Source organism: bacterium (genome assembly GCA_016703265.1).
Lineage (GTDB): Bacteria > Krumholzibacteriota > Krumholzibacteriia > LZORAL124-64-63 > LZORAL124-64-63 > CAINDZ01.
The window spans coordinates 181,387-203,414 of record JADJCK010000003.1 but is presented as its reverse complement, the minus strand read 5'-3'; the positions used below and the strand labels follow the sequence as shown (position 1 = coordinate 203,414).

Genomic DNA, 22,028 nt, shown 5'->3' with positions numbered 1-22,028 from the left:
CAGCGCCGCGCTCAACCGCAGCCGCTGCACCCGCCGGAACTGCAGTCCTTGCCGGGGGCGCCGAGTTTCAGCATGTAACCGCGCCGGTAGTTCTCGTCGATATAGTCGATGGTCAGGCCACCGCTCTGCTGCAGGATGTCCGAGGTCTGGGCATCCATCATGAACTTCATGCCATTCGTGTCGACGACCGCGTCGTCAGCCTTAGGCTCATCCAGAGCCATGCCAATGCTGGGGCCGCCTCAGCCAAAGCCCTGCACGAACAGGCGCACGCCCTTGCCGGCGTGTTCGGTCCAGTCGAACGCACCGAAGGCCTGGTGCGCACTGGCCGAGATATTGAGAAGATTTTCAACGCTCACGGCGCGTTCCTTTCAGAGTCGATGGGGGTCCCGATCCGGCTCACTCAATATGGGACGGGCGGGGCCTTCCCGCCAAGAACGGTTATCGACTTCCGGGCCGGAAACTGAAGCGGAGCGCCCGGGGCAGGTGCCCCGGGCGTCATCCCGGATCGAAGCTGGAGACGGGTGCCGCCGCGGCTCAGCCGCAGCCGCTGCAGCCGCCGGAATGGCAGTTGCCGGGCTTGCCGAGGGTCAGCAGGTAGCCGCGGCGCTCGTCTTCCTCGATGTAGTCGACGTTCAGGCCGCCGCCCTGGCGCACCACTTCGGTCGTCTGCAGGTCCATCATGAACCGCACGCCCGACTGCTCGACGACGGAGTCCTCGGCGGTCGCCTCGTCCAGGGCCATGCCGATCGAAGGGCCGCTGCAGCTCATGCCCTGCACGAACAGGCGCACGCCCTTGCCGGCGTGGGCCGACCAGTCGAAGGCGCCGAAGGCCTGCCCGGCGGTATCGGTGATCTTGAGGAGTTCCTGGGTTTCCACGTCTCGGTTCCTTTCGCGGGCGCGCCTGACCTGAGCTCGAAAATCTGCGCGCAAATATCGCGTCATTCCGCCGGAGTCGCCAGCCTCACGGCTTGGTTTCGGGCGCCACCCGCCGGTAGACCAGGCTCATGACGGCATTGCCCTCCTTGCCCGGCAATTGGCGTATCTCCTTGACCGTCAGCGTGGTGCGGTCGGCGCTGACGCGGAACTGGCGGGTGCGGCGCACCTGGCCCTGGGGATCGCGCTCGGTCACCACCAGGGCGTCGCCTTCCCACGCCGCCGCCGCCTTCACCGAACCGCGGGGCGTGAACACCTCGGTCGGCTCGCCGCCGATGCGCAGCATCCTGGAGATCTGCATGCCGTCGGTGAGGTCGAACTCGTCGCCTTCGTGGAAGATCTCCAGCAGGCCGAACTCGCGGGCCGACTGGCGGCCGGCGGCCTCGGCGCGCTTGCCGGCTTCGCCCTCGGAGCCGTCAAAGCCTTCGCCCGGCATGCGGCCCTGGTTGGGGTCCAGCGCGGGGCCGCTGCCACCGCGACCACCGCCAGGCCCACCACCACGACCGCCACCTGGTCCACCGCCCGGGCGGCCGCCGGGCCCGCCCGGCCCCCCGGGCCCACCGCCCATCCTGGCGGGGTCATCGCTGGCCTTGGGGTCGAGCTTCCAGTGACCGGAAAAATCGGGATGCGCCGTCGCCGGCGCGGCTGCGACCGGTGCGCCCGCCGGGGGCGCAACGGCCGGCCCCTCGGCACGAGTTGCAGGGGGAACGCCCAGGGCCAGGGCAGCCGCAAGGACCGCCGAACGCAGCAGGAAACGGGTCGACATCGGAACCTCCGTCTTGGGGAGTCGGCATGGTATCATGCGCGGGCAGCACACAAGCAACAACAACGCATGAAACCGTCCCTGCCAGCGGGAGCAGCCACACGATGAGCCCAAGCCGTCCCGACCGCCATTTCGAACCCGCCCTCTTCCGGTTCCTGGCCGACCTCAAGGCGAACAACGACCGCGACTGGTTCGACGAGCAGAAGCCGCGCTACGAGGCCGAGGTGCGGCAGCCGGCGCTGCGCTTCATCGTCGATTTCGGGCCGCACCTGGTGAAGGTCAGCCCGCACTTCCGCGCCGACCCGCGGCCGCAGGGCGGCTCGCTGTTCCGCATCCATCGCGACATCCGGTTCGCGAAGGACAAGTCGCCCTACAAGACGCACATCGGGCTGCACTTCCGGCACGAGAAGGGGAAGGACGCGCACACGCCCGGCTTCTACCTGCACCTCGAGCCGGGCGCCTCGTTCATCGGGCTGGGCCTGTGGCATCCTGACGGGCCCACGCTGAAGCAGTTGCGCGAGGCGGTGGTGGCCGACCCCGCGGCCTGGCGCAAGGCGGTCGGCGGCCGTCGCTTCAAGGCGGCCTTCACCGTCTCGGGCGACGAACTGGTGCGCGTGCCGCGCGGCTATGACCCGGAGCATCCCCTGGCCGATGTGCTGCGCCTGAAGGACTACACAGCGTTCGCGCCGCTGGCCAACCGCGATATCACGGCGCCGGGCTTCCTGCCGCGGTTTGCGGGGCTGTGCGCGGACGGGGCGCCGTTCATGGCGTGGCAGTGCCGGGCGCTGGGATTGGAGTTCTGAACGGTCTGGCGTTCTGAACGCGAGCCGCCCGCCGCAATCCCCACACATGCGAAAACCTCCCCGCCGACCGCAGCCGGCGAGGAGGCTTTGCGCTAAGGAGTCCGGCCGGAGCCGAACTTCAATCAAACCAGCAGCTACTTCACCAGCTGCATCTGGCGGACCTGCATGACTTCCTTGCCGATACGCAGACGAGCGAAGTAGGAACCGCTCGCCACGTTCTGGCCGGCGTCATCGGTGCCGTCCCAGACCAGGCTGTACTCGTTCGCGGGCAGGCTGTCCTGGATCAGGGTCCGGACCTTCTCGCCGCGGATGTTGTACACGTTCAGCTGCACGGGCTCGTTCCGGTTGACCACGAACTTGATCGTCGTGGCCGGGTTGAACGGGTTCGGCGACACCGAACGGAAACCGCCGGCCTTCTCGATCGAAGGCAGGTTGTTGTCGACAGCCGAGAGGCCGGTCAGGTCGATGTACGAGTCATCGATCGGACGGATCTTGAACGTGCCGAACTCGTAGTCCATGAAACCGGTCACGGTGACCACGTCGCCGACGGTCGGCGTGTAAGCCAGCGTCGCGTACGTGTCGACCATCAGGGTGTCGCTGGCCGAGTTGGTGTCCGAGATCAGCCACTCGCGATACTGGGCCAGGCCCGTGGTATCGATGACGGCCGAGTTCCAGGTCTTCACCCAGACGTTCTCCCACGCCTCGCCCGAGGCGCCGTCGCCGTCGGAGATCGGACGGTCGTCCTCGAGGACGTTCGTCTTGACGCGCGAAGGCACGGGCAGGGCATGGCCGAAGCTGATCAGGTTGACGGCTTCGGGGGTGTGCGGGATCATCTCGGTCAGGCCGAAGTACTCTTCGCCATGGCCGCCGATTTCCACCACGTCACCCTGGTAGTACGGGTACTTGCCGGCGCTCTCGTAGACCAGCACGCCACCGAAGGCGTAGCTGTTCGTGGCCGGGTTCTTGGCCAGTTCCTGCACCACGAGCTTGCTCGCCGCGCCGACCTGGGACAGGCCCGCCGCGGTGACCACACCCTTGATGTTGAGCGGCTTGTTCACGAAGTTGTTGTCCTGCACCGCAGCATCCGCCGGCACCGTCTGCATCGCGTAGATCGACGTGAAGCCGACCGCCACGCTGAAGAAGCCCGTGGGGGCCGTGCCGGGCAGCAGCGAGGTCTGCGCTGCCGTGTCGAAGGCCTGCAGGTAGAAGTCCACCTGGCTCTGCGTGTGCGGAGCCGGGATGGTGCCCGCCCAGATGTCGCCACCGGTGTTGCTCATGGCCACGCTCTGCCACGCGCCCGGCGTGGTGCCGTCGCTGTTGCGGTAGAACAGGGAGGCCGAAGCAACGGCGATGTTGTCGACGATCTTCGCCGACACCGTCACCGGGGTAGCCGCCAGGGGCGCCCAGTTCGAGGTGTTCAGCTCGCTGATGACCGGCACGGTGTCGCCCAGCGGATTCTCCACCAGGTGCGCCTGCTGCGTGGGCTTCAGCTCGATCTCGGCGTTGAACTTCACGATCGGAGCGGTGATCTGGTAGGTGTCGCCGATGTCGACGGCGCCGATGTCGATGCCGGTCGTGCCGTCGACGAACACCTGGATCGTGTCCGTGCCGTCGGTCATGAAGAAGAACTTGTTGAACGCGGCCGTGTTCTTCGACGTCACGACGCCGATCGAACGGCCGTAGGTGCCGACGTTCTCGTAGTCCGAGAGGATCTGCGTGATCGTCATGTCCACGGGCACCGGCGTATTGCCGCTGCTGAGCAGCGAGAACGTCGGGGTGGCCAGCTGGATTTCGCCGCTGAACGCGGAAACGGTGCCGGTGACCGACACGAGGTCGCCGAACGCCACGGCGTCGCCGCCGCTGCCGAAGAGCGCGATGCCGCCGTCGCCGGCGCTCCAGATGTAGCCGGAGCCGGTGCTGTAGTTGAACCGCTCAACCACGATGCCCGACACGGTCACGACCTGGCCGGTGTACGGGCTGGCGATGGCGCCCGTCGTCGGGTTGTACTGCTGGATCTGATCAATGGTCTGGGCCGAGGCGAAACCGCCAAGAACCAGACTCACCAGGATAACCGCGCCAAAAAGATGCTTTTTCATCCTTCCGGCCTCCTTCGCGCATAGAAGGTGAACGTCTCTGTCTGTCGTTGCCGATGCGAATGCCAAGTGCTTGGACCAGAAGTGGAAAGGAAGAACTTCCACGCAGGGGAACGATCGGGACCCGGTCGGGGAAACGCCTTCCCCCGGACCGTGGCGAACCCGCACCGTCCAGCCGCCCTTGACCAGGGATCGTCCCCGCGGAATTGCGGGGCGGGCGAACCCTGACAGGGATGCAAAGCATATCATAAAGCCGCCGGAATGGGAAAAAAGTTCTGCTAATAATCTGTCAAAAAGGCAAATCACGACGCCGTGATCAATAGGGAACGCCCAGTCATGACTTCGGGTTGCGGCAGGCCGAGCAACTGGAGGATGGTCGGGGCGATGTCCGCCAGCCCGGCCTTTTCGTCGGTCCGCAGGATCCCCTGTTTACCGGCAAACGATCGTCCGGCCAGGATGAACGGCACCCGGTTCAGCGAGTGCTGGGTCATGACCTCGCCGTCGGGCCCGAGCATCTCGTCGCAGTTGCCGTGGTCGGCGGTCACCAGCCAGGTGGTGCCGCGGGCCAGGCTCGGCGGCATCACGTCGCCGAGCAGGCGGTCGAGCGTGGCGATGGCGCGGACGGCGGCCTCGTAAATGCCCGTGTGCCCGACCATGTCGCCGCTGGCGAAGTTGACCACGATGACGTCGAACTCGCTGCCCAGGCAGGCCTCCTTCAGGACGGCCGCCACCTCCGGCGCGCTCATCTCCGGCTGCAGGTCGTACGTCGCCACCTTGGGCGAGGGCACCAGGCGGCGCACCTCGCCGGGCCAGGGCTCTTCGCGCCCGCCGTTGAAGAAGTAGGTCACGTGGGCGTACTTCTCCGTCTCGGCCGTGCGCAGGTTGCGCAGGCCCGCCTGCGCGAGGATCTCGGGCAGTCCCAGCCGGATCGGCTCGGGCGCGTAGATCGAAGGCAGGTCCAGCTTCTCGTCGTACGGCGTCATCGTCAGGTAGTGCACGCGGGGGCGCCGGGTGATCGGGAAACCGTCGAATCCCGGCTGCTTGAAGGCCCAGGTCAGCTCGCGGGCGCGGTCGGCGCGGAAGTTCCAGAAGAAGATGCCGTCGCCGTCGCGCACCGTCGCCAGCGGGGCGCCCGTCGCGTCGGTGACCACGGTCGGCTCCATGAACTCGTCGGTGACGCCGGCGGCATACGACGCGGCGATGGCCGCCACCGCGTCCGTGGTGCGGTGGCCCTTGGCGTCGAGCGTGCCGTCGACGACCAGGTTCCAGCCCCGCTGCACGCGGTCCCAGCGCTTGTCGCGGTCCATGGCCCAGTAGCGGCCGCAGACCGTGGCGATGCGGCCGGCGCCGATGCGGTCGAGCTGCTGCTGCAGTTCGGCCACGTAGCCGCGCCCGCTCTGCGGGTCGGTGTCGCGCCCGTCCAGGAAGGCGTGGATGAAGATGTCGCGGAAGCCGCGCTTCTTCGCCTCGGCGACGATGCCGTACAGGTGTTCGGTGTGCGAGTGCACGCCGCCCGGCGAGACCAGGCCCAGCAGGTGCAGGCGGCCGCCCTCGGCCAGGCAGGCGTCGGCGAACCCGGTCCAGGCCGGCCGCACGGCGAAATCGCCCTCTTCCAGGCTGCGCGAGATGCGTACCAGTTCCTGGTTGATGACGCGGCCGGCGCCGATGGTCAGGTGCCCGACCTCGCTGTTGCCCATCTGCCCTTCGGGCAGGCCCACGTCCAGGCCGCAGGCGCTCAGGGTGGTGAAGGGGTAGTCGCGCAGCAGCGACTCGTAGAACCGCGGATGGGCGCCGATGACCGCGTTGCCGACCTCACTGCCGGGACCGCTGCGGTAACCCACCCCGTCCAGGATGCAGAGGACCACCTTCGGGGCGCTGGTGTCGGCGGCGGCGGTGATCGGGGATTCCTGGCTCATGGTCGCTCCCTGGCAGGGTCGAAACTGCCGGCCGGCACCTGCCACAGCTCGGCTTCGCCGAGGGCCGTCAGGATGACGTCCGCCAGCAGGTAAGTGTCGTCGCGGGGGTCGGTTGCGCCCCCGCTGGCGGTTTCCAGGCCGGCCCCGGCCTGCAGGACGGCGCGTGTGATCTCGCGCCCGTCCGGCAGCAGCTCGGTCACCCGCAGGCGGCCGCGCCGGACCAGGTAGCCGGCCGGGGTGGCCGCGTGCAGCAGTTCATCGGGGGCCAGTGGCAGCGCCCGCCGGTCGCGGGCCAGGCGCTCGGCCAGTTCCGGCCGGCTCGAGAACAGGTGGGCGTCACGCCGGAGACGGAGCACCGGCCGGTCGGCTGGCGGCACGAAAGCCATCCTGTCGGTTGGGTCAGGGGCCTTGCGGCCGGACCAGTCGCTTGCCCGCGTGGACGTTGCGCTCGTCGACAGGATACGCCCGCCGGGCGCGGCCGCAAACCCCAATCACGTCGGCCGGTGCCGGCCGGCCACCGGCACGATTTTGAAGGTTGCGGTCGCATCTCCGACGATGTTAGTATTATTTTCGCAATATTGATTTTCAATTTCGCAGTATCGAGATCGGCGCCGCGGCGCGGCAGGGGCCGCGGCAGGCGCCGCCGAGCGGACGCGAGAGGGCGGACGCCGACACCGAGCGGACGCCCGTGACGCGGCCTCGAGACTGCGAGCGCGCGGGTGGGGACAGGGGGTCGATGATGGAGCGCAGGTTCTTTTCGAAGCGGCACGGCAGGTCGGTGGCGTTCGCGCTGGCCCTGCTGGCCGCAGTGCCGTTCGCCGCTGTGCCGGCGCGGGCACAGCTGAACGAGGAAGCGGTCGAGTACCAGGAGCACCTGGGCGAGTACATCCCCGGTGACATCATGCTTCGCGACGAACAGGGCCAGACCGTGGCCCTGGCCGACGTGATCGACAAGCCGACCATCCTGATGATGGTCTATTTCGAGTGTCCGGGCATCTGCACGCCGCTGTTGAACGAGGTGGCCGACATCCTCGGCAAGAGCCGGCTCGACCCGACGAAGCAGCCGTTCCAGCTGCTCGCGGTCAGTTTCGAGCCGAACGACACGTCCGAGATGGCGCGGATGAAGCGCGCCAACTACCTGAAGCTGGTCGGGCGGCCGCTGCCTGAGGAGACCTGGCGGTTCATGACCGCCGAACAGGCGAGCATCGACCGGCTGGCCGGCGCCGTGGGCTTCCGCTACATGCGCGCCGGGTCGGAGTACACGCATGCCGGCGGCCTGGTGATCGTGGCGCCGGACCGGAAGATCACACGCTACCTGCTGGGGACGGAGTTCCTGCCGTTCGATTTCCAGATGGGCGTGTACGAGGCCTCGCGCGGCACGGTCATGCCGACGACCGCGCGCCTGATGAAGATGTGTTTCAGCTACGACCCGGAAGGCCGCACGTACGTGTTCAACATCGTGCGCGTGACGGCCTTCGTGATGCTGTCGTCGCTGGCCGTGTTCGTGACGTTCCTGTACTTCACCACCCGCCGCAAGCGGCGCAGGGAGGGTTGATTCGATGTCCGGAACCAACACGGGGCCGGCCTACACCGGCAGCTACCTCGAGGACTACGGCAGCCGGAAGGGCCTCATGGCCTGGCTCACCACCACCGATCACAAGCGGATCGGCATCATGTACATGGTGGCGATGTTCTCGTTCTTCGCCGTGGCGGTAGCGCTGGGCCTGCTCATCCGCCTCGAGCTGATGAACCCCGGCATGCAGTTCGTGACGCCGCGCATCTACAACTCGCTGTTCACCCTGCACGGCGTGATCATGGTCTTCCTCTTCATCGTGCCGGGCATCCCGGCGGTGATGGGGAACTTCATCCTGCCGCTGCAGCTGGGCGCCGACGACGTGTCGTTTCCGAAACTGAACCTGGCCAGCTGGTACATCTACATGGCCGGGGCGCTGATGGCGGTGATTTCCCTGTTCGTGGGCGGCGGCGTGCCGGACACGGGCTGGACGTTCTACGCGCCCTATGCGCTGCGGTCGGGCACCAACGTCTCGCTGGCGGTGCTGGCGGCCTTCGTGCTCGGCTTCAGTTCCATCCTCACCGGCATGAACTTCATCACCACGATCCACCGCCTGCGGGCGCCGGGCATGTCGTTCTTCCGGATGCCGCTGTTCTGCTGGGGCCTCTACGCCACGGCCTGGATCCAGGTCATCGCCACGCCGGTGATCGGCATCACGCTGCTGCTCGTGGTCATGGAGCGGGCGCTGGGCATCGGCTTCTTCGACCCGGCGCGGGGCGGCGACCCGATCCTCTACCAGCACCTGTTCTGGATCTACTCGCACCCGGTCGTCTACGTGATGGTGCTGCCGGCCATGGGCGTGATCTCGGAGATCCTGCCCACCTTCTCGGGGCGCACGATCTTCGGCTACAAGGCGATCGCGCTGTCGTCGATGGCCATCGCCATCGTCGGCTACGTGGTGTGGGCGCACCACATGTTCACCACCGGCATCTCGGACACGGCGCGCTGGGTCTTCAGCCTGCTCACGTTCCTGGTGGCGATCCCGACCGGCATCAAGGTGTTCAACTGGATGGCCACGCTCTACAAGGGCTCCATCCGGATCGACGTGCCCCTGCTGTACGCGCTGGGCTTCATCTTCCTGTTCTCGATCGGCGGCCTCACGGGCCTGGTGAACGGCGCGCTGGCCACCGACATCCATGTGCACGACACGGCGTTCATCGTCGGTCACTTCCACTACACGATGTTCGGCGGTGCCGGCATCGGCTTCTTTGCCGCGCTCCACTACTGGTGGCCGAAGGTGTGGGGCCGCTCGTACAACCGGAAGCGCGCGCTGTGGGCGTGGGGCCTGATCATGGTCGGCTTCAACACGCTGTACTTCCCGATGCTGGTGCTGGGCATCATGGGCATGCCGCGCCGCTACGCGGACTACCTGCCGCAGTTCCATACGCCGCACTTCATCTCGACCGTCGGGTCGTGGATCCTCGTCTCCGGCCTGATTCTCATGTTCTACAACCTGATCCGTGCCATCAAGCACGGTGAAAAGGCCCCGGACAATCCCTGGGGCGGCACCACCCTGGAGTGGCAGACGACATCGCCGCCGCCGCAGCTGAACTTCGCCACCCCGCCGGTGGTGACCACCGGACCCTACGACCACACCGCCGTGCGCGCCGCGGCGGCCCGGGAGGTGCGTTCGTGAGCGCCGTTTCCCCTGCGGTGGCCGCCGAGGCCGGCCACCACGAGCATCGTGACGACGAGGGCAGCAAGACCGGTATGTGGCTCTTCCTGTTCACGGAAGTGCTGCTGTTCGGCGGGCTGTTCATCGTCTACGCCGTGTACCGGCACCGCTTCGGCCACGAGTTCCATGCGGCGGCCGGTGAACTGAACAAGTTCATGGGCGTGACCAATACATTTGTTCTGCTGACCAGCAGCCTGACGATGGTACTGTCGGTCGGCGCCCTGCAGCGCCACCGCCTGGCCGAGAGCCTGCGCTGGCTGTGGGTCACCTTCGGGCTGGCCTGCTGCTTCCTGGTCATCAAGTTCTTCGAGTGGAGCGCCAAGCACCACCACGGCATCTGGCCGGGCGGCGAGCACCTGCACGCCATGCCCCCGGGCGAGGGGCTGTTCTTCAACCTGTACTTCATGATGACCGGCCTGCACGGCATCCACGTGCTGGTGGGCATGGCCGTCATGGCGACCATCGCGGCGCGCATGCGTGCCGGCAAGATCTCCGGCGACCGCTACGGCGCGCTCGAGTACACGGGGCTGTACTGGCACCTGGTGGACCTGGTCTGGATCTTCCTGTTGCCGCTGTTCTACCTGACCAACTGACCTTGTGCGGCCGGGGTCGAGGCCGGAGAGGGGAGCGACGATGCACGATACTCATGCGACTCACGCGGCACACGCACCCGTGCCCACCAACGTCTTCATCCTGGTCTGGGTGGGCCTGCTGGTGCTGACGGGGATCACCGTGGCCGCCTCTGTCTGGTTCCCGGGCAAGGTGGGCATCGGCGTGGCCATGGTCGTGACACCGATCAAGGCGGCCATGATCCTGATGTGGTTCATGCACCTGAAGTACGAGAAGCCTGTCTTCAAGTTCATGTTCCTTTCGGCCATGCTCATCCTGGCCATCGTCATGGGCCTGACGTTCTTCGACTATTCGTTCCTCGGAGAGGGTGGATATGGCGGGCGCATCTAGCTATTCGGGACTCGTCGACAAGACGTTCTGGATGATCCTCGGTTCGTCGGTGATCCTGCTCCTGGGCATCACCATCACGATGATCGTGTTCATCGTGAAGTACCGGCGTTCGAAGCACCCGAACGCCAGCGACATCGAGGGCAGCGCGACACTGGAGACCCTGTGGACGGTCCTGCCCACGGTCCTGGTGATGGTGATGTTCTACTACGGCTGGGCCGGATTCAAGGTCATGCGTGACACGCCGTCCGGCGCCATGCCGGTCACCGTGCAGGCGCGCATGTGGTCGTGGTCGTTCAAGTACGAGAACGGCAAGCAGACGACCGAACTGGTGGTGCCGGTGGGACGCCCCGTGGCCGTGAACCTCGAGTCGGCCGACGTGATCCACTCCTTCTTCGTGCCGGCGTTCCGGTTGAAGGAGGACTGCGTGCCCGGCCGCAAGAACCACGCGTGGTTCCAGGTCGAGCGCGAAGGCACCTACGACATCCTCTGCGCCGAGTACTGCGGCGACCAGCACAGCGCCATGCTGGCCAAGGTCGTGGCGGTGCCGGCCGACACCTTCGATGTCTGGATCGAGCGGGGCGGCGGCCGGCCCACGGGCCAGAAGCTGCTGCAGATCAAGGGCTGCGTGGCCTGCCACACCAGCGACGGCAGCAAGCTCGTGGGTCCCTCGTTCAAGGGCATCTACGGGCACACGGTGAAGGTCATGACGAACGGCGTCGAGCGCGAGGTCATGGTTGACGACGAGTACATCCGTCGCTCGCTGATGGAGCCGAACGCCGATGTCGTCGTGGGCTTCCAGCCGCAGATGCCTGCCCTGGGCAGCCAGTTGGACGAAGAGGATATCCAGCTGATCATCGACTACATCAAGCGGCAGTAGCCGCGAAAGGACCGTCGTTGTCGCCCTGGCTGCAGCTGCTGAAGATCCGCATCACCGCGGCCTCCACGGTCACCACCGTGGTGGGCTACGTACTGGCGCGGGGGCGCTTCGACTGGCCGCTGGTGCCGGTGGCGGCGGGCATCCTGCTGCAGGCCTGCGGTGCAGCGGCGTTCAACCAGGTGCAGGACTCCCGAGTCGATGCGCTGATGGCGCGCACGGCCGGCCGGCCCATTCCCTCGGGGCGCATCTCGCGGCGCGCGGCGGCGTTGTATGCCGGGGCATTGCTGGTGGTCGGCACGGCGCTGCTGTGGTGGATCTCGCCGGCGGCCGCGCTGCTGGGCGTGGGCGCGGCCGTGGTCTACAACCTCGTCTACACGCCGCTCAAGCGGGTGACCCCGTTCGCGGCATTGCCGGGTGCGCTGATCGGCGCCCTGCCGCCGGCCATGGGCTGGGCGGCCGCCGGCGGCTACCTGCAGGATCCCTCCATCCATCTGGTGGCGTTCTTCTTCTTCCTCTGGCAGATCCCGCACTTCTGGCTGCTGCTGCTGTTCTACGGGCAGGATTACCATGATGGCGGCCTGCCGTCGCTGCTGGACCGCTTCGACCGCGGGCAGGTGCTGCGCCTGACGTTCCTGTGGATCGCGGCGGTCTGCGCCGCGTCGCTGCTGCTGCCGTTGACGTCGCTGTTCGACCGTCCGGCACTGGCCTACGTGATGGCCGGGGCCGGCGCGCTGGTCGTGCTCCGGGCGGCGACGCTGCTGAAGGTGGCGGCCCCCGGCATGGCGGTGGCGCCGTTCCGGCGCGCCTGCCGCATGCGGTTCATGGAGATCAATACCTTCGTGCTGCTGGTCTGCGTGCTGCTGGTGACGGACGCGTTGATGGTCGGGTGACGCCGGTCAGTTGCCGCGGGAACCGTTGCCCTCGCCCCGCTGTTCAACGTCTTTCCCCGTCCCGCGCCCGAACCACCCCTGCCGCCGGAAATAGTACAGCAGCCCCGCCGCCGTCGCCGCCATCAGCACCAGCGAGAACGCATAGCCCCAGGCCCAGTTCAGTTCCGGCATGTTCCAGCGTGAACGCGCGGTGTTGAAGTTCATGCCGTACACACCGGCAATGAACGACAGCGGCATGAAGATGGTGGAGATCACCGTCAGTACGCGCATGATCTCGTTCATGCGGTTGCTCATCACCGACATGTAGAGGTCCAGGAGTCCGGCGGCGCGGTCGCGCGCCGCCTCGGTCAGGTCCACCACCTGGCGCGCGTGGTCCAGGCAGTCGCGCAGGTGCAGGTGCGTGGTCGGGGTGAGCGTCGGGATCTCCTCGCCCAGCATGCGCACGATGACATCGCGGGTCTGCCAGGACATGCGGTGCCAGGCCGCCAGGTCGCGCTTGAGTTCGTGGATGACCGCCACGTCGACGCGCTGGGGGTGAGAGAAGATGAGGTCTTCCTGCTCGTCGATGCGCCGCTCGTATTCCTCCACCACCGGGAAATGCAGGTCGACCGCCAGGTCGATGACGGTGTAGGCCAGGTAGTCGGCGCCGCCCTCCATGAGGCGCGGCCGCTTCTGGCGGATGCGGTCGCGGATCGCGTCCAGCGCGGCCAGCGGGCGCTCCAGGAAGCAGAGCACCAGGCCTGGCGCCACGAAGAGGCACATCTGCTGGGTGGTGCGGCCGTCGGGGTCGGGCACGCGCAGCACGACGAAGTCCTGGTCGGCATACTCGTCGAACTTGGGGCGCTGGTGGGTGTGGGCCACGTCCTCGAGGGCCAGGCGATGCAGGTCGAACTGCTCGCCGAATCCGACCAGCAGCCCGTGGTCGTCCACGCCGGTCACGATGATGAACGTGATGCGGCCGGCTTCGACCAGCGCGTGGGCGCCGGCGGCGTCCTTCGCCGTCGATTCGGTCACGCCCGCCGGGCCGAAGGTGACGACCTCGATGGTCGACGGTGCGGCATCGGGCTGCGGGGCCAGGGTGCCGGGCGCCGTACCCGGGCGGCCGCGACGGCGCTTGGGCGCCGGGCCGTGGGTGCGGGCGGAACGGGCGGAGCGCGGGGACACGCGGGCCTCCTGCGGGCTGGCGGCAACGGTTCGCGGCGGGGCCGACCGGCGACTTCCGCTCACGGGCCCATATTGCGTCCGGCAGGGGCGGTTTGGCAATGGCTGGTCGCAGGTCGTCAGGCGCCGGGACGCCGGTAGCCCGTTTCCTGCAGCAGCGCGGCCAGGCGTATCGCCAGTTCGTGCTGGGTGGTGCCGTGTTCCGGCTGGCCGGCCAGGTTGTGACGTTCGTGCGGGTCGTTCTTCAGGTCGTAGAGCTCGACCGGAAGCGCCGGGTCCTCGGGGTAGGTGATGTACTTCCAGTCGCGCGAGCGCACGGCCAGGCAGGTCGGTACGTTCCCTTCCTCGCGGAAGTACTCGTAGAGGAAGTCGTCCCGCCCTCGGTCACCCTTGGCCAACGGGAGCAGGCTGCGGCCCTGGCACGTGGCCGGTATCGCCACGCCGGCGGCCTCGCAGAACGTGGGCAGCAGGTCCAGGCCGAGGGCCATCTCCCCGCAGACGCGGCCGCGCGGCGCCAGCTTCGGGTGGCGCATGAGCAGCGGCACGCGGATCGAGGCCTCGTAGGCGGCACGCTTGTCGCGCAGGCCGCCGTGCTCGCCCAGCATCAGGCCGTTGTCGCTGGTGTAGATGATGATGGTGTCGTCGAGCAGCTTGCGGTCGCGCAGCGTGCCGACGAGCCGGCCCACGCTCTCGTCCACCGAGAGCAGGCAGCGGTGGTAGTTGCGCAGGTCTTCGGCGGAAAGTTCGCCTTCGCCGCGGCTGCCCCAGTCGGGCTTGCGGGTCAGGTCGCCGTCGATGTCGTCCGAGCTCGTGAAGTCGATGCCGGCATAGCGCTGCTCGTGGCGTGTTGCCGGCACGAACGGGGCGTGCGCCGCCTTGTGCCCGACCACCAGCAGGAACGGCTTCGTGCGTTCCTGCTCCAGGAAGCCGACGGCGTGGTCGGTCAGCTCGTCGGTGATGTAGTTGAGGACCAGCCGCCAGTCGCCGTCGAAGTTCATCGTGTTGCGGATGTACTCGCCCTGGCTGGTGAAGCTGATCCAGCGGTCGAAGCCCGCGCGCGGCGTGGCTTTCGCCAGCATGTGCCACTTGCCGAAGTAGGCGGTCTCGTAGCCGGCAGCCTGCAGCAGCTGCGCGAAGGTGGGGCACGAGCGGTCGGGGTCGCGCGAGACGTTGTCCAGCACACCGTGGCGATGGGCGTAGCATCCGGTGAGCATGCTGGCCCGCGAGGGGCTGCACAGGCTGGTGGTCACGAAGGCGTTGCTGAATCTCACGCCCTCGCTGGCCAGGCGGTCGAGGTTCGGGGTCTCCAGGCGCTTGTCGCCGGCGCAGCCCATCGAATCAAAGCGCACATCGTCAGTCAGGATGACCAGCACGTTGGGCTGTCGCGCGCCGCCGCCGCCGCCCGCACAGCCGAGGAGGTCGCCGAGGGCAAGCGTGGCCGCGCCGGCCCCGATCACCTTCAGCGCCTCGCGCCGTGTCATGGGCGAAGGCGGGCTCATTGCCGCATGTCTTTCGGGGCCGACCGGGCCAGCCGCAGGCCCACGTGCGTGAAGCGCTGGCCAGGGAAGGCCTTCTGGCGCGCGGCCGAGCGGCAGTTGCGCCCCAGTTCGTGCCAGTTGCCGCCGCGGATCACCCGTTCAGGCCCGGTGTCGGGACCGCGCGGGTCCACCGCCGGCGTGGAGCCGGGAAATGCGTGCCGGTCCCAGCACCATTCGCTGACGTTGCCGTGCATGTCGTGCAGCTCCCAGGCGTTGGCGGGGAAGCCGCCCACATCCACGGCCTGGCCCCGCCACAGCCCCTTGCTGCAGCCCTTCTGCGGATCGTAGCCCAGGTAGTTGGCCTGGTCGGTGGTCAGGCAGTCGCCGGTGTTGAAGACGGAGCCGGTGCCGGCGCGACAGGCGTATTCCCATTCGGCCTCTGTCGGCAGCCGGATGCCGTCGGCTGCCGGGTTCCAGGCCACGAGCGTGTCGCGGATCGTGTAGGCCGGATCGAACCCCAGCGTCTTCGACAGCGCATTGCAGAACTGCACGGCCTCGTACCAGGTGATGTTCTCCACCGGGCAGTCGGGACAGTCGTAGAGGAAGCTGGGATTGCTGCCCGTGACGGCCATCCACTGGGCCTGCGTCACTTCGTATTTACCGAGGAAGAAGCGCCGGGTGATGGTGACGGGATGCTGCTGCTCGTCGTTGCGGCTGCCCCATTCGTAGTCGGGGCTGCCCATCAGGAACGAACCGGCGGGCAGGAAGACGAACTCCAGGCGGCCGCGGTCGTCGTCCCCCGGGCGCGCGGGTGCGGGCTGCGCCACGGACCGGTCCGCGGCGGACAGTCCCAGGAGCAACAGGGCGATGAGGACACGCTGGTGGGTGCACCGCATCCCGTCGTCGGCTTGCCTTTCCGGGTCTCCGGGCGCCGTGTCGGGCGGCGTCGGGACCAGAGGCTGACTGTAACATAATCGTGACCATCTGTATACGGGGCAGTTCCGGTGTCGTATCGGGGGCGCCGGTTGACAGTCTCCCGGCACCGGGCTAACGTGGAGGCAACCGTTGGGGGTGGCCGTGCCGGCTTTTGACCGGTGGGCCTGAGAAACACCCTTCGAACCTGAACCGGATCATGCCGGCGTAGGGAAACGGGCCGCACGCGGCGCTTTCCTGACAAGGGAGGCGCCTTCTTTTTTGCCGCGCGGTGGCGTTCCTGCTCCGGCCGACCTTCACCTGGAGGCGGCCATGACATCCATCTTCGTGCTCGTGGGGTGCGCGCTCGGCGCGGTGTCGGCACTGGCGGCGGCGCCGGCTACGCTCGTCACATCGGCGAACGACTCTATTCCCCGTCCCGTCTATCAGGACTCCGGCGTCGAGGTCACGGCCTCGCGGTACGGGGCCCAGGAGCGGCTGAACGTCTCGAACCTGACGGCGGCCGACCTGGCAAAGCGTGAACCCGACCAGGAACTGCCGATGCTGGTGCAGTCGCTGCCGGGCGTGTTCTCCTACTCGGACGCCGGCAACGGCCTCGGTTACACATACCTGAAGGTGCGCGGCTTCGACCAGCGGCGCGTGGGCGTGCTGGTCGACGGTGTGCCCCTGAACGATCCCGAGGATCACCAGGTCTGGTGGGTCGACCTGCCCGACCTGGCGGCCGACGTGCAGGACATCCAGCTGCAGCGCGGGGTCAGCGGTTCGGTGGGCGGCATGACCGCCATCGGCGGCACGGTCGATGTGGTGACCACGCCGCCGGGACGCCGGCCCGGCACGCGCATGGCTTTGGATACGGGCAGCTACGGATTCAGGCGCCAGATGCTGGCCTGGGACAGCGGCCTGCTTGAGGGCGGCTGGGCCACGGCGGTGCGCCTCTCGCGCCAGGAGACCGACGGCTATCGCGAGCGCTCGGGGCACGAGGGCTGGGCCGTCTCGTGGAGCGGGCGTCGCGAGACGGCACGGACGGTGAACCAGGTCAATGTGAAGACGGGTCGCGAGGTCTCGCGCCACGCCTGGGACGCGGTGCCCGAGTCGATGCTGCTCGTGAACCGCCGGGCGAACCTGGAGACGTACCACAACGCCATCGACGATTTCCGCCAGCCCCACCTGCAATGGCACCACACGCGGAAGCTGGGCGACCGCCTGACGCTGGTCAGCCGCCTGTACCACGTGCGCGGCGACGGCTTCTACGAGAACTACCGCGCGGGCGAGACGGCCGAGGGCTTCGGCCTGGACCGGCTTGGCGGTCCCGCGCCCGAAGACGAACTGGACCTCGTGCGTCGCAAGTGGGTCAGCAAGCGCCACACGGGCTGGGTGCCGTCGCTGACCTGGGATCAGGGAGGCGGCCGCCTGCTCGTGGGCGGCGACGCCTACACGTTCCGCTCGGAGCACTGGGGCGAGGTGCTGTGGGCGCAGGGCTTCGCGGCCGACGCCTTCACCACGCCGTGGCGCTACCACGACTACACCGGCGACAAGGACGCCTGGTCACTGTACGCCGACCAGCGCTGGGGCCTGGGCTCCGGCCTGCAGGCCACGCTGAACCTGCAGTTCCAGCACAAGCGGTACCGGTTCGCGCAGCACGAGGCCGGCAATTTCACCGGTGAGCGGCTGAACAGCTACACCGTGGTCGACGAGTTCTTCAATCCCAAGGCCGCCCTGGACTGGACCGTGCCCGGCGCCGTCGCGGGCGGCGTCCTGCAGGTGTACGCGAACGCCGGCATCAACCACCGCGAGCCCACGGACAACGAATTGTTCGACACCTGGGAAGGCGGAGACGACCTTGACGCCGACCCGCTGTTCGGCCGCAGCCGCGAACTGCGCGACGACGAAGGCAACGTGACCGGCGTGGAATGGTACGATCCTCTGGTGCGCCCCGAGCGCGTGGAGGACCTGGAGTTCGGCTTCGGCTGGCGCGGGCCGGCCCTGGCCTGGACGCTGGGCGGGTACTGGATGGACTTCGAGGACGAGATCGTGGCCTACGGCGGCGTCAACGAGGACGGCAGCGGCATCCGCGGCAATGCCGGGCGCACGCGTCACCGGGGACTGGAGCTGACCGCGCGGATGAAGCTGGGCGAACGCCACGAACTGGCCCTGGCGGCCTCGCGCTCCTGGGACGAGGCCGTGGAGTTCACCTTCCACGACTGGGACGGCTCGGTGTACGATTACGCGGGCAACCCCCTGGCCCTGTTCCCGCGCCACCTGGCGCTGGCGACCTGGGACGGGAACTGGGGCGAAGGTCTCCGCAGCCGCGTGCGACTGCGCAGCACCGGCCGCCAGTGGCTGGACAACTCGGGCGAGAGTGACCGCACCATCGAGCCCTGGACCACGATCGACCTGTCGCTGTGGCTGGACCTGCGCGAGGCGGGCCTGGTGCGCGGCAGCGAGGTGACGTTGTTCGCGCACCTGCGCAACGCGGGCAACGTCGAGTACGAGACCTGGGGCTACTGGTACGGCGAGAACTACTACACGCCGGCGGCGGGGCGCAATGTCGCCGTCGGGATCGATTGCGGGTTCTGATGCAAGACCAACACCAGCCGGCCGGCGGCGAAGGCTGCCCGTTCTTTCCCAAGCGTGGGCGTCGCGCCGTCGTGCTCTGCGATGGCCCGCCACCTTCGGAGCAGGTGCTTTCCTACTGGCTGGCCGGTGCGGACCTGTTCGTCTGCGCCGACGGCGCCGGCCATCCCTACGAGCAGCTGCCGCGGCTGCCCGACGTGGTGATCGGCGACTTCGATTCGCTTTCGGGCCGCGTGCTGGCCGGCCGCGGTGGGCCGCTCTTGCTGCAGGTGGACGACCCTTACACCACCGACAGCGAGAAGGCGCTGCTCTACGTCTGCGACGAAGGCTGCGAGGAGGCGGTGCTGCTGGGCGCCACGGGTTGGCGCCTGGACCACACGCTGTTCAACGTGCAGTTGATGGAGCGCTTCGGCGACCGCCTGCGCATGTGCCTGTCGGGCCATGGCGCCGACGGCGTGCGCGTGGGGCCGGGCGCCCACGAGTCGTGGGCCCTGCCCGCGGGCACGCATTTCTCGCTGCTGCCGCTGGCCGGCGAGGCCGGCGGCGTCACCATCGAAGGCGCCGCCTACCCGCTGCTGGGCGACACGCTGGGCCCGGCCGGCCCGACGGCCATCAGCAACGTGGTGACGATGTCGCCGCTGCTGCTGTCGGTCGGACGCGGCTCATTGCTGGCGCTGATCGAGCGCGAACCGGAGCCGCCCCGCTCCGCCCGCGGCCCCGAGTAGATGGAAGCCGGCCTGACCTCCTGGTGGGCCGGGCTGGCCTATGTTCTCTTCCTGGTCTACGCGGTGCTGCGCGTGATGCGCAAGCCCGCCGTCGGCGCCGTCGAGTACCTGGTCGCCGGCCGTCGCCTGACGCTCCCCGCCTTCGTGGCCACGCTGGTCTCGACCTGGTACGGCGGCATCCTCGGCGTGGGCGAATACGCCTGGCGCCACGGACTCAGCAACTGGCTCGTGTTCGGCGTGCCGTACTACATCTGCGCCGCGTTGTTCGCCTTCCTGCTAGCGGCGCGCGCGCGTCGCAGTCGCCTGCTGTCGATTCCCGACCTGCTCGAGCAGCGCTACGGCCGCGGCCCGGCGCTTCTGGGCGCCGGCACATTGTTCGTGATGACGGCGCCGGCGGCCTACGTGCTCATGCTCGGCGTGCTGGTGCAGCTGGCCACGGGATGGCCGCTGTGGCTGGCGGTCAGCCTGGGTTCGCTTTTGTCGGTAGCGTATGTGTTCCGCGGCGGCCTGAAGGCGGTGGTCGACACCGACCGCGTGCAGTTCGTGCTGATGTTCACCGGCTTCCTGGTGCTGGTGCCGGTGTGCATGGTGAAGCTGGGCGGCTGGGGCTGGCTGCGCGCCAACGTGCCAGCCACGCACCTGGTCTGGGACGGCGGGCTGGGCTGGCAGGCCATCTTCGTCTGGTACTTCATCGCGCTGTCCACGCTGGTGGAGCCGGCCTTCTACCAGCGCTGCTACGCCGCGCAGGACGAGAAGACGGCGCGGCGCGGCATCCTCATCTCGATCGCCTTCTGGATCCTCTTCGATTTCCTGACGACCACCGCCGGGCTCTACGCGCGCGCACTGATGCCCGAGTTGGCTGAACCCGTTCGCGCCTTCCCCGAACTGGCGGCGCGGGTGTTGCCGGGCTTCTGGCAGGGCGTGTTCACGGTGGGCCTGCTGGCGACGATCATGTCGACCATCGACAGCTACGCCTTCATCGCGGCGGTGACGCTGGGCCGCGACCTGATCGGACGCTGGCGCGGGTACGACGACGAGCGTTCGCTGCGCCTGGCGCAATGGTGCCTGGCCTTGACAGCGGCGGTGGCCACGGCGCTGGCGCTCGCGGCCGGTTCGGTGGTCACGTTGTGGAAAGTGATGGGCTCGGTGGGTACGCCGGTGCTGCTGCTGCCGCTGGCGTTGGCGCACACGGGACGGCGTGCCTCGGCCCGGCGTGCCGTGGCGGCGATGGCCGGCGCGGGCGCGGTCTCCACGGTCTGGCTGCTGCTCGGTCGCGGCGCGCCGTGGCACGGCATCGAGGCTATCTTTCCCGGATTGCTGGTCTCGGCGGCGGTGCTGGCGCCGGCATGGCGACCGGGGGCGCGGAAGAAAGAAGGAACAGGATGACGAACGATGACTCCGGGCCGCTGAGCGCCCGTTACCGGGACGCGCTGCGGGCGCTGCTGCGCTACGCCATCGTGATGGCGATCGTCGGCCTGCTGGTGGGCGTGGCCTATCAGGAGTCGGCGAAGAAATTATCACTGGAGACGACAGGCGCCGGGCTGCACCTCGAAGCGGTCATCGGCCTGGCGCTGGTGCACGGCCACATCTTCACCATCGGCGTGCTGTTGCCGCTGGCCCTGGCCGGGGCGCTGCTCATGGCGCGACGCGCCGGTGGGCGCGAGATCGGCCAGCGTTCGCTGCACTGGCTCGTGCGCGGCTACCTGCCGGCGGCCGCGGTCACCCTCGTGCTGCAACTGGTGAAGGGCTACCACGTGCTGCTGGCGGTGCGCGGCGGCCAGACGGACCTGGCGGCCATCGACCACGCGTTCCTGGGCGGGCAGGAAGTGCTGCGCTATGCGCTGTTCGGGGTGAGCCACACGGCGATGGGGGTTTGTCTGGTGGTGTTTTTGGTGGCTTTGTGGCGGAGTTTGCGGCGGGGGTGAGCCGCTTGCGCCGGCGCAAGTCGCGCACGATCAAGTCTCACCCGAAGTTCTGAAGCGGTCGTCATCGGTCGGGCAGGGGGAAGCATGAGCGGGTTCGAGTTCTTCTTCTCGCTGTTCGGGCTGCTGCTCGGGTTGGCGCTGGCGGAGGGGTTGGGTGGCCTCGCCCGGGCCCTGAAGGCTCGCGACCGGGTCCGCATCGGCTGGCCGACGGCGCTCCTGGGCCTGGTCGTGTCGTGCGACGTCGTCACGTTCTGGATGTACGGCTGGGCCCTGAGGGACCTCGTCCCGGTCACCTGGCCGGCGCTGTTCGGAGCCTTCGTCGTGGCCGCGATCTACTACCTGGCCGCCTCGCTCGTGTTCCCCGACGATCCCCAGGATTGGGCCGACCTCGACGGCCACTTCGACCGGCACCACCGCAAGGTGCTGGGCGGGATCCTCGCCGCGAACGTCGCGCTGCTGGCGACCACGGTCGCGCTGACCGGCCTGCCGGGCGCGGGCAGCCTGCGCACGATCGTCATCACCTGGTCGTTCTTCCCGGCCTCCCTGCTCGCGATCGTGGCTCGCGATCGACGCGTGGTGCTCGGCTGCCTGTGGTGGCTTCTCCTGCTCTATCCGTTGTCGGTGATCTGGCATTGAGGTTGCCCGGCGCAACTGCCGTCCGGCCTCAACGCCTCCCGCCGCCGTCAGGCATTCGGGAGCGCGACGGGAGGGTCCCGGATTGACGGGTGGGTTGGCGTCATGGGACAATC

Annotated in this window: 21 protein-coding genes and 1 riboswitch; of the genes, 12 read left to right on the top strand and 9 right to left on the bottom strand. The window is 68.2% G+C overall.

Going from position 1 to position 22,028, the window contains the following annotated elements; genetic code table 11:
• Nucleotides 1-11: 11 nt before the first annotated feature.
• The 3 genes from IPG61_05150 to IPG61_05140 all read right to left on the bottom strand — a co-directional run bounded on the left by IPG61_05150 (nucleotide 12) and on the right by IPG61_05140 (nucleotide 1,699).
• Nucleotides 12-221 (bottom strand): hypothetical protein, encoded by a 210-nt coding sequence (locus IPG61_05150; protein ID MBK6733464.1) that lies wholly within the window; start codon nucleotides 219-221, stop codon nucleotides 12-14.
• A 313-nt stretch (nucleotides 222-534) separates the two neighbouring features.
• Nucleotides 535-876, bottom strand: a complete 342-nt coding sequence (locus tag IPG61_05145; GenBank protein MBK6733463.1) for a hypothetical protein — start codon at nucleotides 874-876, stop codon at nucleotides 535-537.
• An 85-nt stretch (nucleotides 877-961) separates the two neighbouring features.
• Nucleotides 962-1,699 (bottom strand): hypothetical protein, encoded by a 738-nt coding sequence (locus tag IPG61_05140; protein ID MBK6733462.1) that lies wholly within the window; start codon nucleotides 1,697-1,699, stop codon nucleotides 962-964.
• Nucleotides 1,700-1,800: 101 nt separating this feature from the next.
• On the opposite strand from IPG61_05140, the gene IPG61_05135 reads away from it, so the two are divergent.
• On the top strand, nucleotides 1,801-2,499 hold the full coding sequence (locus tag IPG61_05135; protein ID MBK6733461.1) for a DUF2461 domain-containing protein: 699 nt from the start codon (nucleotides 1,801-1,803) through the stop codon (nucleotides 2,497-2,499).
• 134 nt (nucleotides 2,500-2,633) lie between these two features.
• On the opposite strand, the gene IPG61_05130 is transcribed toward IPG61_05135, so the two are convergent.
• The 3 genes from IPG61_05130 to IPG61_05120 form a co-directional block, all read right to left on the bottom strand.
• Entirely contained in the window at nucleotides 2,634-4,595 is a 1,962-nt protein-coding gene (locus IPG61_05130; GenBank protein MBK6733460.1) for a hypothetical protein, read from the bottom strand.
• Between the two features lie 299 nt (nucleotides 4,596-4,894).
• Complete coding sequence (locus tag IPG61_05125; GenBank protein ID MBK6733459.1) at nucleotides 4,895-6,508, bottom strand: 2,3-bisphosphoglycerate-independent phosphoglycerate mutase; 1,614 nt, start codon at nucleotides 6,506-6,508, stop codon at nucleotides 4,895-4,897.
• Entirely contained in the window at nucleotides 6,505-6,885 is a 381-nt protein-coding gene (locus IPG61_05120) for a hypothetical protein (protein MBK6733458.1), read from the bottom strand. Before IPG61_05120 ends, IPG61_05125 begins: the two co-directional genes overlap by 4 nt.
• A gap of 359 nt (nucleotides 6,886-7,244) precedes the next feature.
• Between IPG61_05120 and IPG61_05115 the strand changes: the two genes are divergently transcribed.
• Genes IPG61_05115 through IPG61_05090 form a run of 6 tightly spaced genes read left to right on the top strand, consistent with a single transcriptional unit; the run spans nucleotide 7,245 to nucleotide 12,483 of the window.
• Nucleotides 7,245-8,063, top strand: coding sequence for an SCO family protein (locus IPG61_05115; protein ID MBK6733457.1), 819 nt, complete (start codon nucleotides 7,245-7,247; stop codon nucleotides 8,061-8,063).
• A 4-nt stretch (nucleotides 8,064-8,067) separates the two neighbouring features.
• On the top strand, nucleotides 8,068-9,717 hold the full coding sequence (locus IPG61_05110; GenBank protein ID MBK6733456.1) for a cbb3-type cytochrome c oxidase subunit I: 1,650 nt from the start codon (nucleotides 8,068-8,070) through the stop codon (nucleotides 9,715-9,717).
• Between the two features lie 17 nt (nucleotides 9,718-9,734).
• A complete protein-coding gene (locus IPG61_05105; protein MBK6733455.1) occupies nucleotides 9,735-10,349 on the top strand; it encodes a cytochrome c oxidase subunit 3 family protein in 615 nt (204 codons plus the stop codon).
• A 40-nt stretch (nucleotides 10,350-10,389) separates the two neighbouring features.
• Complete coding sequence (locus IPG61_05100; protein ID MBK6733454.1) at nucleotides 10,390-10,716, top strand: cytochrome C oxidase subunit IV family protein; 327 nt, start codon at nucleotides 10,390-10,392, stop codon at nucleotides 10,714-10,716.
• Nucleotides 10,700-11,593, top strand: coding sequence for a cytochrome c oxidase subunit II (gene coxB, locus IPG61_05095; protein MBK6733453.1), 894 nt, complete (start codon nucleotides 10,700-10,702; stop codon nucleotides 11,591-11,593). Before IPG61_05100 ends, coxB begins: the two co-directional genes overlap by 17 nt.
• Before the next feature lie 17 nt (nucleotides 11,594-11,610).
• Nucleotides 11,611-12,483: a protoheme IX farnesyltransferase gene (locus IPG61_05090; GenBank protein MBK6733452.1), complete on the top strand. Its 873-nt coding sequence runs from the start codon at nucleotides 11,611-11,613 to the stop codon at nucleotides 12,481-12,483.
• Nucleotides 12,484-12,489: 6 nt separating this feature from the next.
• On the opposite strand, the gene corA is transcribed toward IPG61_05090, so the two are convergent.
• The 3 genes from corA to IPG61_05075 form a co-directional block, all read right to left on the bottom strand.
• Complete coding sequence (gene corA / locus IPG61_05085; protein MBK6733451.1) at nucleotides 12,490-13,647, bottom strand: magnesium/cobalt transporter CorA; 1,158 nt, start codon at nucleotides 13,645-13,647, stop codon at nucleotides 12,490-12,492.
• 116 nt (nucleotides 13,648-13,763) lie between these two features.
• Nucleotides 13,764-15,143: a sulfatase gene (locus IPG61_05080; protein MBK6733450.1), complete on the bottom strand. Its 1,380-nt coding sequence runs from the start codon at nucleotides 15,141-15,143 to the stop codon at nucleotides 13,764-13,766.
• Nucleotides 15,140-16,018 (bottom strand): formylglycine-generating enzyme family protein, encoded by an 879-nt coding sequence (locus IPG61_05075; protein MBK6733449.1) that lies wholly within the window; start codon nucleotides 16,016-16,018, stop codon nucleotides 15,140-15,142. The genes IPG61_05080 and IPG61_05075 overlap by 4 nt, the downstream gene beginning before the upstream one ends.
• A 161-nt stretch (nucleotides 16,019-16,179) precedes the next feature.
• Nucleotides 16,180-16,286: riboswitch (TPP riboswitch) on the top strand.
• Between the two features lie 81 nt (nucleotides 16,287-16,367).
• On the opposite strand from IPG61_05075, the gene IPG61_05070 reads away from it, so the two are divergent.
• The 5 genes from IPG61_05070 to IPG61_05050 all read left to right on the top strand — a co-directional run bounded on the left by IPG61_05070 (nucleotide 16,368) and on the right by IPG61_05050 (nucleotide 21,915).
• The gene (locus tag IPG61_05070) at nucleotides 16,368-18,632 is read left to right on the top strand and encodes a TonB-dependent receptor (protein ID MBK6733448.1); all 2,265 of its coding nucleotides are present in this window, start codon (nucleotides 16,368-16,370) and stop codon (nucleotides 18,630-18,632) included.
• The gene (locus IPG61_05065; GenBank protein ID MBK6733447.1) at nucleotides 18,632-19,354 is read left to right on the top strand and encodes a thiamine diphosphokinase; all 723 of its coding nucleotides are present in this window, start codon (nucleotides 18,632-18,634) and stop codon (nucleotides 19,352-19,354) included. Before IPG61_05070 ends, IPG61_05065 begins: the two co-directional genes overlap by 1 nt.
• The gene (locus tag IPG61_05060) at nucleotides 19,355-20,740 is read left to right on the top strand and encodes a sodium:solute symporter family protein (GenBank protein MBK6733446.1); all 1,386 of its coding nucleotides are present in this window, start codon (nucleotides 19,355-19,357) and stop codon (nucleotides 20,738-20,740) included. It begins immediately after the preceding gene.
• Nucleotides 20,737-21,279 carry a DUF2871 family protein gene (locus tag IPG61_05055; GenBank protein ID MBK6733445.1) on the top strand — a complete coding sequence of 181 codons (543 nt, stop codon included), beginning with the start codon at nucleotides 20,737-20,739 and terminating at the stop codon, nucleotides 21,277-21,279. The genes IPG61_05060 and IPG61_05055 overlap by 4 nt, the downstream gene beginning before the upstream one ends.
• An 84-nt stretch (nucleotides 21,280-21,363) precedes the next feature.
• Complete coding sequence (locus IPG61_05050; protein ID MBK6733444.1) at nucleotides 21,364-21,915, top strand: hypothetical protein; 552 nt, start codon at nucleotides 21,364-21,366, stop codon at nucleotides 21,913-21,915.
• Nucleotides 21,916-22,028: the final 113 nt, after the last annotated feature.